10 protein-coding genes, 16 tRNA genes, 3 rRNA genes and 1 other RNA gene are annotated in these 15,381 nt (G+C 44.3%); 3 read left to right on the plus strand and 27 right to left on the minus strand.

From position 1 onward, the window contains the following. Positions 1-61: 61 nt before the first annotated feature. From cydB to WSWS_RS05910, 25 genes are all read right to left on the minus strand, one after another. Complete coding sequence (gene cydB / locus WSWS_RS05790) at positions 62-1,072, minus strand: cytochrome d ubiquinol oxidase subunit II (protein ID WP_070230395.1); 1,011 nt, start codon at positions 1,070-1,072, stop codon at positions 62-64. Next, on the minus strand, positions 1,072-2,556 hold the full coding sequence (locus tag WSWS_RS05795) for a cytochrome ubiquinol oxidase subunit I (RefSeq protein WP_070230396.1): 1,485 nt from the start codon (positions 2,554-2,556) through the stop codon (positions 1,072-1,074). The genes cydB and WSWS_RS05795 overlap by 1 nt, the downstream gene beginning before the upstream one ends. Positions 2,557-2,922: 366 nt before the next feature. Continuing rightward, a complete protein-coding gene (locus WSWS_RS05800; protein WP_123773683.1) occupies positions 2,923-3,783 on the minus strand; it encodes a helix-turn-helix domain-containing protein in 861 nt (286 codons plus the stop codon). A gap of 438 nt (positions 3,784-4,221) precedes the next feature. Continuing rightward, positions 4,222-4,309: transfer RNA gene (locus WSWS_RS05805), tRNA-Ser, on the minus strand. A 25-nt stretch (positions 4,310-4,334) separates the two neighbouring features. Then, positions 4,335-4,408 (minus strand) — tRNA-Ile (locus tag WSWS_RS05810). A 4-nt stretch (positions 4,409-4,412) separates the two neighbouring features. Beyond that, positions 4,413-4,484 (minus strand) — tRNA-Gly (locus tag WSWS_RS05815). Positions 4,485-4,514: 30 nt separating this feature from the next. Further along, a tRNA-Phe gene (locus WSWS_RS05820) sits at positions 4,515-4,587 on the minus strand. An 8-nt stretch (positions 4,588-4,595) separates the two neighbouring features. Continuing rightward, a tRNA-Asp gene (locus WSWS_RS05825) sits at positions 4,596-4,669 on the minus strand. Positions 4,670-4,672: 3 nt separating this feature from the next. Then, positions 4,673-4,746, minus strand: a tRNA-Met gene (locus WSWS_RS05830). A 36-nt stretch (positions 4,747-4,782) separates the two neighbouring features. Then, positions 4,783-4,872, minus strand: a tRNA-Ser gene (locus WSWS_RS05835). 28 nt (positions 4,873-4,900) lie between these two features. Continuing rightward, positions 4,901-4,974 (minus strand) — tRNA-Ile (locus tag WSWS_RS05840). 14 nt (positions 4,975-4,988) lie between these two features. After that, a tRNA-Met gene (locus WSWS_RS05845) sits at positions 4,989-5,062 on the minus strand. 35 nt (positions 5,063-5,097) lie between these two features. Continuing rightward, positions 5,098-5,171 (minus strand) — tRNA-Pro (locus WSWS_RS05850). 32 nt (positions 5,172-5,203) lie between these two features. Beyond that, positions 5,204-5,277 (minus strand) — tRNA-Arg (locus tag WSWS_RS05855). Positions 5,278-5,285: 8 nt separating this feature from the next. Next, positions 5,286-5,369: transfer RNA gene (locus tag WSWS_RS05860), tRNA-Leu, on the minus strand. A 2-nt stretch (positions 5,370-5,371) separates the two neighbouring features. Continuing rightward, a tRNA-Gly gene (locus WSWS_RS05865) sits at positions 5,372-5,444 on the minus strand. Positions 5,445-5,451: 7 nt separating this feature from the next. After that, positions 5,452-5,524, minus strand: a tRNA-Thr gene (locus WSWS_RS05870). Positions 5,525-5,560: 36 nt separating this feature from the next. Then, positions 5,561-5,633 (minus strand) — tRNA-Lys (locus WSWS_RS05875). Between the two features lie 2 nt (positions 5,634-5,635). Beyond that, positions 5,636-5,708, minus strand: a tRNA-Val gene (locus tag WSWS_RS05880). Between the two features lie 6 nt (positions 5,709-5,714). Continuing rightward, positions 5,715-5,831: ribosomal RNA gene (gene rrf / locus WSWS_RS05885) — 5S ribosomal RNA — on the minus strand. A gap of 100 nt (positions 5,832-5,931) precedes the next feature. Continuing rightward, positions 5,932-8,848 (minus strand): 23S ribosomal RNA (locus WSWS_RS05890). 255 nt (positions 8,849-9,103) lie between these two features. Next, positions 9,104-10,680: ribosomal RNA gene (locus WSWS_RS05895) — 16S ribosomal RNA — on the minus strand. Together the 16S, 23S and 5S rRNA genes with 16 tRNA genes alongside form the textbook arrangement of a ribosomal RNA operon. Positions 10,681-11,103: 423 nt before the next feature. Further along, on the minus strand, positions 11,104-11,487 hold the full coding sequence (locus WSWS_RS05900; RefSeq protein WP_070230398.1) for a hypothetical protein: 384 nt from the start codon (positions 11,485-11,487) through the stop codon (positions 11,104-11,106). Between the two features lie 24 nt (positions 11,488-11,511). Next, complete coding sequence (locus WSWS_RS05905) at positions 11,512-11,898, minus strand: CvfD/Ygs/GSP13 family RNA-binding post-transcriptional regulator (protein ID WP_070230399.1); 387 nt, start codon at positions 11,896-11,898, stop codon at positions 11,512-11,514. 68 nt (positions 11,899-11,966) lie between these two features. Then, positions 11,967-12,572, minus strand: coding sequence for a peptidylprolyl isomerase (locus WSWS_RS05910; protein ID WP_070230400.1), 606 nt, complete (start codon positions 12,570-12,572; stop codon positions 11,967-11,969). A 125-nt stretch (positions 12,573-12,697) separates the two neighbouring features. Between WSWS_RS05910 and WSWS_RS05915 the strand changes: the two genes are divergently transcribed. The 3 genes from WSWS_RS05915 (at position 12,698) to WSWS_RS05925 (ending at position 14,246) form a co-directional block, all read left to right on the plus strand. Continuing rightward, positions 12,698-13,369, plus strand: coding sequence for a VTT domain-containing protein (locus tag WSWS_RS05915; protein WP_070230836.1), 672 nt, complete (start codon positions 12,698-12,700; stop codon positions 13,367-13,369). Positions 13,370-13,450: 81 nt separating this feature from the next. After that, positions 13,451-13,809, plus strand: a transfer-messenger RNA (tmRNA) gene (gene ssrA, locus WSWS_RS05920). A 71-nt stretch (positions 13,810-13,880) separates the two neighbouring features. Beyond that, a complete protein-coding gene (locus tag WSWS_RS05925; protein ID WP_070230401.1) occupies positions 13,881-14,246 on the plus strand; it encodes a DUF1304 domain-containing protein in 366 nt (121 codons plus the stop codon). Between the two features lie 280 nt (positions 14,247-14,526). Here the strand turns inward: WSWS_RS05925 and rpoZ are convergent, their stop codons facing one another. Then, a complete protein-coding gene (rpoZ, locus tag WSWS_RS05930) occupies positions 14,527-14,751 on the minus strand; it encodes a DNA-directed RNA polymerase subunit omega (protein ID WP_070230402.1) in 225 nt (74 codons plus the stop codon). Beyond that, the gene (gmk, locus tag WSWS_RS05935; protein WP_070230403.1) at positions 14,748-15,365 is read right to left on the minus strand and encodes a guanylate kinase; all 618 of its coding nucleotides are present in this window, start codon (positions 15,363-15,365) and stop codon (positions 14,748-14,750) included. The genes rpoZ and gmk overlap by 4 nt, the downstream gene beginning before the upstream one ends. Between the last annotated feature and the right edge of the window lie 16 nt (positions 15,366-15,381).

Below are 15,381 nucleotides of genomic sequence, written 5' to 3' on the forward strand. Positions count from 1 at the left end.
TTCCTTTTAATATATTCTATATGTATCAAAAAAAGCGAGCTGCCTCGCTTTTTTTGCAAATTTAGTGTTCTTCACCAACTTTGATACGCTTACTAAATACCCAGAAACTCCAGATTTGATAAGCCAAAACCATTGGGACCACTGTTAATGCAATAATCGACATCCAACCTAATGTATAGGCTGACGAAGTTGCATTTTTAAGTAAAATACTGTGAACTGGATTGTTGGCGACCATGACCCGTGGGAACAACCCAACGAATAAGAGCGTCACCAATGAAACGATTGTCAACCCGACTGAGATAAATGCAGTTACCTGTTTATCTTTGAGGGCGGCGAACCATCCAATCAATGATAGGACCACAATGAGCGCCAACAAGGCCAATGTCAGTAAGAATTTAGTTTGGAAGAAGTCCGTGTAGAAATACAAGCCCACCGCAAATGCGACCTCACCAACTAACAATACGGGATACAATACTTTCACTTGCCGTTCAACTGTGTCGTGCATGGCACTTTTTTCAATCTTCAACTTCAAGTAGTTTAACCCATGTAAGTATGATAACAATGCTAATGCAATACCACCAATCAATGAAAATGGATTAATGTAGTCGAAGAATGTGGCACTCACATCGCCAGCCGCATCAATTGGCATGCCCTTAACAACATCTGAGAAGAGGATCCCAAACATGAAGGGCAACAATAATGAGGTTACCGCCGTCACCGTGGTCCACAAATTACGATACTTCGAAGTCAACATGTGCTCACGAAATTCAAAGGACACCCCACGGTAAATCAGGCCCATCAAAATAAATAGCAACACCAGATAGAAACCTGAGAACAACGAAGCATACCAGAATGGAATTGCCGCGAACATGGCACCACCCGCTGTAATCAACCATACCTCGTTACCATCCCAGTGGGGACCGATTGACTGATATAAGGCTTCAACATCTTCTTCATTCTTGGCCACTGACTTAAATGCCATACCAACCCCAAAGTCAAAGCCTTCTAGGAAGAAAAATCCTGCGAACAAGACAGCTTCAAGCACAAACCATAAAAGTTGTAAGTTAGTCATTATTTATCCTCCTTCTTTGATTGATCGAATGCTTCGGCTGAAAATGGATCAACCAACGCCTTTTCCTCAGTTGATTCTTCGCTCTTTGGGAAAGCCAGGAGGACTCGCCGAGAAAGGAAAATCATAATGCCACCCAGCGTAGCAAAAGTAGCAAAGTAAAGGATATTTGAAATCAACAATGACGTAGTTGATACATTTGGTGACACTGCATCTGCAATTGTTAATACGCCATAAACAACCCATGGATAACGACCCAACTCCGTAATCAACCAACCAGCGGTAATCGCTGCAAATGGTAGGAAGGTAGCAACGCCGTATACCCACAATACAATGCGTAGTTTAGGATTCATCAAATCTAGCTTGCTCTTCTTACGTGTAAACCAAAGCGCAACCACTGCCATCAGCCCAAAGACCCCAGCTGACACCGCCATCACTCGGAATGCATAGAATAAAGTATTTGCTGGTACGAAATAATTCATATTCTTACCAAACTTCTTGTCATACTTAGCATGCAATTCTTTGTTAATTTCTGAAGTACCGTCGTTTTCACCCTTGATATCATGGTGCGCCAAAATAGAAAGAACATATGGGATATCCAAAGACCACTCAACTTTGTGCGTCTTTGGGTTTGTATATGACACAATCGACCATGGCTCTTGTTCGTTCTTACCACCGATTTTCTTTTCGATACCTTCCATGGCCGCAAACTTCATGGGTTGGTCAAATTGCACAGCGTAGGCATGTTGGTCTCCGGTGAAACCAAGACCTAGTGTTCCGAATAACCCAACAACCGCGGCAATCCGAATTGACGCTTTAAAGAACTCAACATCCTTGTACTTACGGAGCAAAGCAAACGCCGACATTCCCATGACGACGAAACTCCCCGCAATGAAAGTACTAAAGAAGACGTGTGGAAATTCGATCCACAGTTGATGATTTTTCAACAATGCTGGGAGATCAACCAATACAAACCGGTTAAATTTGTGATCCACCTTGAACCCGACCGGATTTTGCATAAATGAATTGGCGGCCAAAATCCAAAGTGATGAAAAGGCTGACCCAATTGAAGTGATCCAAATAAAAGCTAAGTGCAGCTTCTTTGAAAAACGATCCCAACCAAATATCCACAAGCCCAGGAATGTTGATTCCATAAAGAACGCAACTAAAGCTTCAATCGCTAAGGCAGGCCCAAAAATGTCACCGACATAACGAGAGTAACGGGACCAATTCATTCCAAATTGGAATTCTTGAATAATACCAGTAACAACCCCGACCGCGAAGCTAAGCAAGAAAATCTTGCCCCAAAACATGGTCATACGTTTATATAATTCGTCCTTCTTTACCACATAGAATGTTTCCATGATGGCAACAATTAACCCTAGCCCAATTGACAAAGGCACAAAGAAAAAGTGGAAAATTGTTGTCATTGCAAATTGAAAACGTGCTAAGTTTAGTATCGAAAGACCTTCTGAAAACAAATTCATACCTATCTCCTAAAATACAAAACAAAAAATCTGGAAACTTTGTCCCTACTGTTACCTATTTTACTCGTATTATGTCCCTTAGTAAAACTATTTTTAGCAGAAAACAATCAAAAAACATGATGTTCATACATCATGTTTTAGCCCTCTTCGTCTGGTACTTCCAGTACAATTGTTGATCAAATATAACCCTTGGCCGCGAAGGCGCTCAGTCTTATTTGATACCTAGTGACACGCTTATCAGAAAATCGCGTGCGCTCAGTAACCTAGATTCGATTTCTTTAAAAATCGACGTTTAGCCTCATGCCACGACCGATCATGAATATATTTCCCTATATAAATCTCATGGAAAACAGTCATAAAACCTGGTTAAAATAACTGATCGACATTATGATGGCGCAAATATGGGACAATATCATCCATTAGTTTCGCATCGCCAATGGTCTCAGCATCGCTATATGCCTTGATAAATGAGTGACATGATTCATGCAGATTATGCAACGCTAGGCGAATCCGTCCCTCCAAAAAATTTATTTTGACTATATCACTATTTAAAATCATTTTCGGTACGTATACGCGCGCATCATGCAAAAATTCTAACGCTTGTTTATGTTCATTATCAATCATTGCTAATTCAGCTGCGCGTAAATACACGCTAACACATGATTTTGGATGTGCGTGCGTCTTAGATCGATTCATTGCATTGATTAACATGATCGCATTGGCAATCACCTCGCGGGCGTTCTCCAAATCATTTTCGGCAATCCAAACAGCCGCTAGTTCACTCTCAATTTCCAAAGTTAACTGTCGCTGTTCAGGCGACGCATATGCCCGCGCATGATTCAAATGGTTGACTGCCAAATTGGTATGTTTCAGCCCAGATTCAATTTGGCCATATAATAAGTGGAATTCAGCGATTGTATAGCTAGGTAACTTGGCCTTAAACTCAGGTACGCTGATAATTTTTCGAGCTTCTTTGTAACGATGTTCTTCTAATAACGTACGTACATGACATAAGGATTGATTATCCTCCTCACTCCAATGCACCACATCATCTAGTTTGATGGCTAAACGTTGGCAGAGATGTTGTAGTATCGTCATGCTAGTAATGTGATTTGAAGTTTCCAATCTTGATACTAATGACTGATGACAAATTCCTCTTGATAAATCTTGTTGTGAGATACTTAATTCCTCACGCCGACTCTTAATAACACTTCCTCGAATAATCATGCCCCGCCCCCTTATACTTTATATTCAATATTGTATTGTGAAAGTTCTTACAATATAAGTGTATATTATTTTTCTAATGTTATGTTACTGTAACAATATATGAATATAAGAATAATTAGTTGTTCTCATTAACTAAAAGTTCATAAAAAGCGACATATAAGGCGCATTATCACCGAGTCGCTTCATCTGATGACAGCCGTTTATTTATATTGCATAAATATTTCAAATTCAACTAATGCATATAATTTAATTAAAAAGATCCTTTGACTTGGCATGATATCTAGCGTACTTCAGATTTTCACCAAAACTAACCTCTGTTTGGTAATTGATCTGGGGCGTTCTACACTCTTTAGAATGGCAATAAAAAAACCGCCTGCATCAGCAAACGGTTGAAATGATTCAATAAATTAAAAAAGTAGGCGAATGCCTACATCGTAGCGGAGACAGAGGGATTCGAACCCTCGCGCCAGTTTCCCGACCTACACCCTTAGCAGGGGCGCCTCTTCAGCCTCTTGAGTATGTCCCCATGTCAAAGTATAAACTTTAAACAATGGGCCTGACAGGACTCGAACCTGTGACCCCTGCGTTATCAACACAGTGCTCTAACCAACTGAGCTACAGGCCCACAAAGCGGACGACGGGAATCGAACCCGCATTCCCAGCTTGGAAGGCTGGAGCACTAGCCATTGTACTACATCCGCATGGTATTTAATTATGACTTAATTAGTCAATGGCGCGGGACGGAATCGAACCGCCGACACTACGAGCTTCAATCGTATGCTCTACCAACTGAGCTACCGAGCCAAAATTAACGGTCACAACGGGGTTCGAACCCGTGATCTCCTGCGTGACAGGCAGGCGTCCTAACCAACTGGACCATGCGACCAAATTGCGGGAGCAGGATTTGAACCTGCGACCTTCGGGTTATGGGCCCGACGAGCTACCAAACTGCTCCATCCCGCGATAATATTATTTTACTAGTCCTTGAACAAGAACTAAAGGAGATGGTGGGATTCGAACCCACGCGCCGGTTTCCCGACCTGACGGTTTTCAAGACCGTTCCCTTCAGCCAGACTTGGGTACATCTCCATGAATTATTAAACTCGACAAAAGTCTATGGACCCTGTCGGACTCGAACCGACGACCGGACGGTTATGAGCCGTCTGCTCTAACCAACTGAGCTAAGGGTCCAAAGGATGAGTCAATCGCGGCGGGGGGAATCGAACCCTCGACCTCCCGGGTATGAACCGGACGCTCTAGCCAGCTGAGCTACACCGCGAGATTTATATCAACTTAATAGTAGACAAAATCAAGTCGGGACGACAGGATTCGAACCTGCGACCCCCTGGTCCCAAACCAGGTGCTCTACCAAGCTGAGCTACGTCCCGAATTTAATTATTATATCGCTACTTCGTAGCAATGCACCTAGCAGGACTCGAACCTGCAACCTTCTGATTCGTAGTCAGACACTCTATCCAATTGCGCTATAGGTGCATAGTAAATGCCGGATGCCGGGTTCGAACCGGCACGGTATAAATACCGGGGGATTTTAAGTCCCCTGCGTCTGCCTATTCCGCCAATCCGGCAAAGCGAAGTACGGGATTCGAACCCGCGACCTCCACCATGGCAAGGTGGCGCTCTACCAGCTGAGCTAACTTCGCATAACAATGCCGACTAAAGGACTCGAACCTTCGACCCCCGCTTTACAAGAGCGATGCTCTACCAACTGAGCTAAGTCGGCATAATATTATACGCCAGATTATTCAAAATGAGGCAATGGGCCGTCAGGGGCTCGAACCCTGGACCCATGGATTAAAAGTCCACTGCTCTACCAACTGAGCTAACGGCCCGATGGACGTTACAGGGATCGAACCTGTGACCCCCTGCTTGTAAGGCAGGTGCTCTCCCAGCTGAGCTAAACGTCCATAAGTGCGTCGCGACGTCCTATCCTCGCAGGAAGCGATCCTCCAACTACTTTCGGCGCTACTGAGCTTAACTGCTGTGTTCGGTATGGGAACAGGTGTGACCTCAGTGCCATCATCACGACACGTGCTATTTAATTAGCATTACGAGATTAATTATCTCAAAACTGAATCATATTGTCAAGTAAATTTTATTGAACTTTGAAACCACGTTATCTGTTACTACTTGGTTAAGTCCTCGAACCATTAGTACTAGTCCGCTCCATGCTTCGCAGCACTTCCACTTCTAGCCTATCTACCTCATCATCTATAAGGGGTCTTACTTCATTTCTGAATGGGAAATCTCATCTCGAGGCGAGTTTCACACTTAGATGCTTTCAGCGTTTATCTCATCCGTACATAGCTACTCAGCGATGCTCCTGGCGGAACAACTGATACACCAGAGGTACGTCCACCCCGGTCCTCTCGTACTAAGGGCAGCTCCTCTCAAATTTCCTACGCCCGCGACGGATAGGGACCGAACTGTCTCACGACGTTCTGAACCCAGCTCGCGTACCGCTTTAATGGGCGAACAGCCCAACCCTTGGGACCGACTACAGCCCCAGGATGCGATGAGCCGACATCGAGGTGCCAAACCTCCCCGTCGATGTGGACTCTTGGGGGAGATGAGCCTGTTATCCCCAGGGTAGCTTTTGTCCGTTGAGCGATGGCCCTTCCATGCGGAACCACCGGATCACTAAGTCCTACTTTCGTACCTGCTCGACTGGTAAGTCTCACAGTCAAGCTCGCTTGTGCCTTTACACTCTGCGAATGATTTCCAACCATTCTGAGCGAACCTTTGAGCGCCTCCGTTACTTTTTAGGAGGCGACCGCCCCAGTCAAACTGCCTGCCAGACACTGTCTTCCACCACGCTGAGTGGTGTGAGTTAGAGTGATCATACAACGAGGGTAGTATCCCACCATTGCCTCCATCGAAACTAGCGTTCCGACTTCTACGGCTCCTACCTATCCTGTACAAGCTGCACAAGCACTCAATATCAAGCTACAGTAAAGCTCCATGGGGTCTTTCCGTCCTGTCGCGGGTAACCCGCATCTTCACGGGTATTTAAATTTCACCGAGTCTCTCGTTGAGACAGTGCCCAGATCGTTACGCCTTTCGTGCGGGTCGGAACTTACCCGACAAGGAATTTCGCTACCTTAGGACCGTTATAGTTACGGCCGCCGTTTACTGGGGCTTCAATTCGTACCTTCGCCGAAGCTAAGCACTCCTTTTAACCTTCCAGCACCGGGCAGGCGTCAGCCCCTATACGTCATCTTACGATTTTGCAGAAACCTGTGTTTTTGATAAACAGTCGCCTGGGCCTATTCACTGCGGCTCAGCTTGCGCTGAGCACCCCTTCTCCCGAAGTTACGGGGTCATTTTGCCGAGTTCCTTAACGAGAGTTCACTCGCACACCTTAGGATGCTCTCCTCGACTACCTGTGTCGGTTTGCGGTACGGGCAGGTAAATACTAACTAGAAGCTTTTCTTGGCAGCGTGACATCACAGACTTCCCTACTTTATTTCGGTCCCCATCATCACTTGTCCTATGAGGAATAAGCATTTAACTACTTCCAAGACTTATGATTTAGCCCAGCATTTCCAGCCGCTGGGTTCTGTTAGCCTTCTGCGTCCCTCCATCGTTCAAACATATTCACCTGGTACAGGAATCTCAACCTGTTATCCATCGACTACGCCTCTCGGCCTCGCCTTAGGTCCCGACTAACCCTGGGAGGACGAGCCTTCCCCAGGAAACCTTAGTCATACGGTGGACAGGATTCTCACCTGTCTTTCGCTACTCATACCGGCATTCTCACTTGTAAGCGCTCCACCAGTCCTCACGGTCTGACTTCATCGCCCTTACAACGCTCTCCTATCGCGCCACTTACGTGGCACCCGCAGTTTCGGTAGTGTGTTTAGCCCCGGTACATTTTCGGCGCAGAATCACTCGACTAGTGAGCTATTACGCACTCTTTAAATGATGGCTGCTTCTGAGCCAACATCCTAGTTGTCTGTGCAACTCCACATCCTTTTCCACTTAACACACATTTAGGGACCTTAACTGGCGGTCTGGGCTGTTCCCCTTTCGACAATGGATCTTATCACTCACTGTCTGACTCCCGGACATACGTCATTGGCATTCGGAGTTTATCTTAATTTGGTAACCCGAGATGGGCCCCGCACCAAAACAGTGCTCTACCTCCAAGACGCTACATTCCGAGGCTAGCCCTAAAGCTATTTCGGAGAGAACCAGCTATCTCCAAGTTCGATTGGAATTTCACCGCTACCCACACCTCATCCTAGCATTTTTCAACATGCACAGGTTCGGGCCTCCAGTGCGTCTTACCACACCTTCACCCTGGACATGGGTAGGTCACCTGGTTTCGGGTCTACAACCACATACTATCTCGCCTATTTCAGACTCGCTTTCGCTTCGGCTCCGGTCTTTCCACCTTAACCTCGCATGGGATCGTAACTCGCCGGTTCATTCTACAAAAGGCACGCTATCACCCATTAACGGGCTCTAACTTCTTGTAGGCACATGGTTTCAGGAACTTTTTCACTCCCCTTCCGGGGTGCTTTTCACCTTTCCCTCACGGTACTGGTTCACTATCGGTCACTAGGTAGTATTTAGCCTTGGGAGATGGTCCTCCCAGATTCCGACCGGATTTCACGTGTCCGGCCGTACTCAGGATCCTGTACGGGAGATGGCTTGCTTTCGTTTACGGGGCTATCACCCTGTCTCGCGTGGCTTCCCAACCACTTCAACTAACAAACCATTTTGTAACTCCACAACGACAGTCCTACAACCCCAAGATGCAAGCATCTTGGTTTGGGCTCTTCCCGTTTCGCTCGCCGCTACTCAGGGAATCGATTTTTCTTTCTACTCCTGTTGCTAATGAGATGTTTCAGTTCACAACGTCTACCTTCAAACAGCCTATGTATTCAACTGCTGATAACTTGCATAACAAGTTGGGTTCCCCCATTCGGAAATCCCCGGATCAAAGCTTACTTACAGCTCCCCGAGGCATATCGGTGTTAGTCCCGTCCTTCATCGGCTCCTAGTGCCAAGGCATCCACCATGCGCCCTTAATAACTTAACCTATCAGCTTACGCTGATGATTCAAGTTCGAGTATGTGACCATAAAGGTCACTTGCGATTATTACTAATTAAAGTAATGAACTTGTTTTAAAACTCAAAAAAATAACGCGGTGTATTTCTCGGTTCAATTTAATTTAAATTGAAATTTAAAAATTTACATTAATATGATTCAGTTTTCAAAGAACTAAACTTGAGAGATATTTCTCTCAAAACTGAATAACGTTTCGATGCTGTGCAGGTTTCCGATTTTCCTTAGAAAGGAGGTGATCCAGCCGCAGGTTCTCCTACGGCTACCTTGTTACGACTTCACCCTAATCATCTGTCCCACCTTAGGCGGCTGGCTCCTATAAAGGTTACCCCACCGACTTTGGGTGTTACAAACTCTCATGGTGTGACGGGCGGTGTGTACAAGACCCGGGAACGTATTCACCGCGGCGTGCTGATCCGCGATTACTAGCGATTCCGACTTCGTGTAGGCGAGTTGCAGCCTACAGTCCGAACTGAGACATACTTTAAGAGATTAGCGCACCCTCGCGGGTTGGCGACTCGTTGTATATGCCATTGTAGCACGTGTGTAGCCCAGGTCATAAGGGGCATGATGATTTGACGTCATCCCCGCCTTCCTCCGGTTTGTCACCGGCAGTCTCGCTAGAGTGCCCAACTGAATGCTGGCAACTAACAATAAGGGTTGCGCTCGTTGCGGGACTTAACCCAACATCTCACGACACGAGCTGACGACAACCATGCACCACCTGTCACTTTGTCCCCGAAGGGAAAGCTCCATCTCTGGAGTGGTCAAAGGATGTCAAGACCTGGTAAGGTTCTTCGCGTTGCTTCGAATTAAACCACATGCTCCACCGCTTGTGCGGGTCCCCGTCAATTCCTTTGAGTTTCAACCTTGCGGTCGTACTCCCCAGGCGGAGTGCTTAATGCGTTAGCTACGCCACTCAAGGGCGGAAACCCTCGAACAGCTAGCACTCATCGTTTACGGTGTGGACTACCAGGGTATCTAATCCTGTTTGCTACCCACACTTTCGAGCCTCAACGTCAGTTACAGTCCAGAAAGCCGCCTTCGCCACTGGTGTTCTTCCATATATCTACGCATTTCACCGCTACACATGGAGTTCCACTTTCCTCTACTGCACTCAAGTCATCCAGTTTCCAAAGCAATTCCTCAGTTGAGCTGAGGGCTTTCACTTCAGACTTAAATAACCGTCTGCGCTCGCTTTACGCCCAATAAATCCGGATAACGCTTGGGACATACGTATTACCGCGGCTGCTGGCACGTATTTAGCCGTCCCTTTCTGGTAAGATACCGTCACTACTTGAACAGTTACTCTCAAGTACATTCTTCTCTTACAACAGTGCTTTACGAGCCGAAACCCTTCATCACACACGCGGCGTTGCTCCATCAGGCTTGCGCCCATTGTGGAAGATTCCCTACTGCTGCCTCCCGTAGGAGTATGGGCCGTGTCTCAGTCCCATTGTGGCCGATCAGTCTCTCAACTCGGCTATGCATCATCGTCATGGTGAGCCATTACCTCACCATCTAACTAATGCACCGCGGGACCATCTCTTAGTGATAGCAGAACCATCTTTCAAATAAAAACCATGCGGTTTTTAGTGTTATACGGTATTAGCATCTGTTTCCAAATGTTATCCCCTGCTAAGAGGTAGGTTTCCCACGTGTTACTCACCCGTTCGCCACTCCTTGCATTGTTTTAAATCATATTGTGCAAGCACGCTATTCATTAAAACCACAAGGCGTTCGACTTGCATGTATTAGGCACGCCGCCAGCGTTCATCCTGAGCCAGGATCAAACTCTCAATTTGAAAGCTTGAGTATAACTCAATCTTTGTTGTGTTTAACCAATGTTAAACGAATTTACTAGCGAATTGACTTCGCAAATGTTTTTTGCTTCAAATTCTAAAATTTGAAGACCCTACACATTTGATCATCGAAACGTTATTCAGTTTTCAAAGAACTATTTCCAATTGCTTTTCAACAACGATATTTAATATACTTCATTACCAGTTCAAAGTCAACAACTTATTTACTGACAATTTTAATTAATTATATATCGCCCTTAAGCAACTTTTATATCATATCTAAATCTCGAATAAATGTCAACAACTTATTTTTATATAAATTATTTTCTGGCTTATTGGTTTTAGACAACTTGAATATACTATCCCACCCAAAAGTATTTGTCAATAAAAAACAAGCCTGTATTTCTACAAACTCATCCTGGCATACTAGTCAAGGCGACCAACCCCATTCATATCAACGGTCGTTAGTAGGCTATTTAAGTCTTTCGCGTTAGCAAAATGCATGCCTAGCATACTTAATCGTTCATGATCAAAGATGGCTGGATTAACCACCTCAAAAGTATACAACGCGATTAAATCAGCATCACTCTTCATATGCCAACCGGCCAACTCACCAAGGCGTAAATTATCCAAATTCAATGCGAGTTCATTTTTAAAGCCATTAAGAATTGCACCTAAAGCCGTTTCATCATTATGCCGATGCATCTTCACTGTATAGAAGTTTGGCTGTGGAACTTCATCCGTTACTAAGAAATAGGTATTATTCGTTTCAGTATCTGTGTAAAAAACAGTGCCAGCAATTAAAGACATCTTTACTTACTTTTCCTTCTTTTTCTATTTCATTAGCCTAGTTAAGGCTTCTGATATCATATCATCTTTATTCTCGGCAATCGGTCGAAAACCAATTTCTAGATGTGAGTTAGTCCAATAATGACGATAGCCACGATCAGCGATTGGTTGGTCATCGTGACTAGAAGCATGCGCTGACTCGATCACGATTCGTCGTGACAACGAAATTTTGCCTGTATATTGGTCGATATCCAAAACCATCACTTGCAATTCTTGCCCAATGGTTAATTCATCCCCAACATGATGAATATAGGCCGACCGACATTCTGAAATATGAATCAAGCCCTGTGTTTGATTATCTAGTTGGACAAATGCACCGTATGGCTGAATACCCGTTACGACGCCGTCCACAATTTCCCCGATTCGATACATCTGTCAATCATCCCTCCACCCTGTCAAATTTCATACTATATGTATCCCGTAAAATTACGGGCATTTTATTAAGCTTCAACTGAAGCCTTAACAATGACAACATCTTCAACTGGCTTATCAGCATAATCCGTTTTGACACCATCAATTTTCTGAACCACATCCATACCAGCAACCACTTGACCAAAAACAGTGTGGCCATATGGCGTTAATGGGTTTTTACCATCCAACCAAGGCGTACCACCCACTTCAGCATACTTCTCAATGATCTCTTTTGGATACAGACCATTCAAGGACTTCAAGTCACGTGCGGCAACCTTAGGCGCGTTAACAATGAAGAATTGTGATCCATTTGTGTTAGGACCGGCATTCGCCATTGATAGTGCACCGTTCAGATTAAAGACTTCATCTGAAAATTCGTCGTCAAAAGCCTTGCCAAAGAATGACTCACCACCCATACCAGTACCAGTAGGGTCGCCACCTTGAATCATGAAGTCACGAATCACACGATGGAAAATAATACCATCATAATATCCTTGCTTAATCAAGCCTGTAAAATTCTCGACAGTCTTAGGTGCTTGGGTAGGAAACAGTTGAATTTTGATCGTACCGTAATTTGTTTCTAAGACAGCGATTGGTCCCTCAACGGCTTGTAAATCTAATTGTGGCAGTGCCATGATGTATATCTCCTCAATGTTTTACTATTTTAGAATTCATTATAACATACCCAACAATCAACCAAGGAGGTAGAAAACATGCTAAAATGCCAGTTGAAACTATAGAAGGAGTTACAAATAATTTTATGAATGCTATTAGTCTTGTGGTCGACTTATTTCTACACCTAGATAAACATTTAGCCCAATGGGTGAGTATTTTAGGACCGTGGTCATATATTCTACTATTTGCCGTGATCTTTATCGAAACCGGTGCCGTTGTCTTACCTTTTCTACCAGGGGATTCGTTGTTATTTGCAGCAGGGGCAATATCAGCCATCTCAGGTAGCTCACTAAATCATTGGTTACTGATGCTAATCTTTTGGTTAGCAGCCGTTGGTGGGGATTCACTAAACTTCTTACTTGGCCGAACTGTCGGTATTAAACTCGTGCGTCATCCCCTCCTTGGACGTTTTATCAAGGAAAAGCATCTCATCGAAGCGCATGCATTCTATGAGAAGCACGGTGCCATGGCGATCATTTTGTCACGTTTCTTACCAATTATACGGACCCTAGCACCCTTCATCGCGTCCATTTCTGGTTTTAACTACAAGCGTTTCCTAGCGCTTGATATGATTGCGGCAACCCTCTGGGTCATTGTCGGTGTGGAAGCTGGTTACTATTTTGGTAGCATTCCGTTCATCCAAAAACATTTCTCACTCGTGATCATTGGTATCCTAGTAGTGTCCGTCTTACCAGCGATCATCTCCGCTGTCCGCTCGGCACTGGCATCAAAAAAAGAAGCCCAAATGAAGAAATAACTATCCCGAGCGTCACCATTATCAATGGTGATGCTTTTTTCAACGTGCCATGTTTGGTATACTATAATTGACTAACATCTTGGGGGTGTTACGGAATCGACTGGCATCGTTCGAGCTAGTATTGCGTTTAGGGGTTGTGAACCTTAATCCACTCAGAAGAATTAACTGCAAAAAATTCAAACACTATGGCTTTAGCTGCCTAAAAAACAGCTTGCCTAACTCACTCTTTTCTTAGTTGCTGATTTGAGTAAGTCATTAGATTGCAACCTGCGAGTAACCCTCCCACCTGAAGTGGTTACTAAGAGGATAATCAGGTTAGCGAATGTGATCGCCTTGTGGATTGGCGTGCACGTAGCGAAACTTAAATAAATCGACTATGAACGTAGATGTATTAGTGCCGAGATGGTAGGACAGGGGTTCAACTCCCCTCACCTCCATTAACAGCAACTTGGTATGCAGCCTGATGCAAATCAAGTTGCTTTATTTTTTAATTAAGAAAGCAGAAGGGCATATGTCATTTATTTTTATCTTATTTCCAGTATTAGTCGCACTTGAGGCTCTCTACATTATGTATCTCGAAATGTTTGGTTCAATCAAAGCGCAAGCGAAGGCTTTTGAAATCGACCCAAAAGCACTGATTATCCCTGAGGTTAAAACCTTGTTAGGGAATCAAGGGGTTTATAACGGCTTGTTAGGGCTGTTGATCATCGCCACCATTTTAGTTTTGCCCACCCCCTATGAAACTAACCTGTTGTTATTAGAAATGGCTTTTGTCCTCATCGCAGCTATTTATGGCGGCTTCACTGCCAGTCGCAAGATTTGGTTAGTCCAAGGGCTGCCGGCTGTCGTTGCGATCCTCATGTTACTAATCAAATAATTAATTTTATTTGGCAAAATAAAAAGGCACTCCAATTTGCGCGTAGGAGTGCCTTTTTGCTATGTCTCAATGTTTAAAGATCTTCTTCTCCAATTAAAGACTTGATAGCATTTTGAATAATTATATTATAAAACAGACTTATCGAAATTGTTAGTGAATTATGAAAATTTATGACTAAATTTTGACATTATTTTAAAGTAAAGGGGGTGTCAGCACCTAATCGACAATCGCTGCAAATAAAAAACGACCTTTCATGCCGAAAGATCGTTTAGTCTATTTATTATTCAAAATCAGTTTCATTAGGATCAACGATGACGTTGCCAGCTTCGATCTCTTCAAAAGCTTGCCCGATTGGCTTTACTGAGTCAAAGTGACTCAACGTTGGCAATGCGCCCTTCTCCAACTCATGGGCCCGCTTAGCACCCAATGCGATCAACTTGTAACGTGAATTTTCAACCTTTAACAAGTTGTCAACTGATGGATATAGAATTCCTTTTTCGCTCATTTGTCAATCTCCTCAATCATCGCAATATATTCTGGTAACACTCGGTTCACCCGTAAACGTTCTACTTTAACTATGTCTTTAATACGTTGCACGGCGTTTTCAACCTCATCATTGACCACAGCATAATCATAATTAGCCATCATGCGAATCTCAGAAGCAGCCGTATTCACCCGCTTGTCAATCACGTCCATATCTTCTGTGCCCCGCCCAACTAAACGTTCTTTTAAAGCGTCCAAGTCAGGTGGTGTTAGGAAGATATAGGCGCCCTCAGGCATCTTTTCTTTAACCTGCAAAGCTCCCTGTACTTCAATTTCAAGGAAAACGTCGCGGCCTGAGGCCAATGTATCATCAATGAAAGTCTTCGGTGTCCCGTAATAGTTCCCAACGTATTCCGCATACTCAAGCATATTACCCTCGGCAATATTCTTTTCGAATTCTTCACGGGTGACAAAGAAGTAATCCTCACCATTCATTTCACCTTCTCGCGGATTACGAGTGGTCATCGAAATTGAATATTGAAAGTCGATGTCTGTTTCTTCAAACAACGCCTTTCGTACTGTGCCCTTACCAACACCTGATGGTCCTGACAAGACAATCAATACGCCACGCTTCATGGTAGATACTTCCTTT

The organism is Weissella soli, from assembly GCF_001761545.1.
Lineage (GTDB): Bacteria > Bacillota > Bacilli > Lactobacillales > Lactobacillaceae > Weissella > Weissella soli.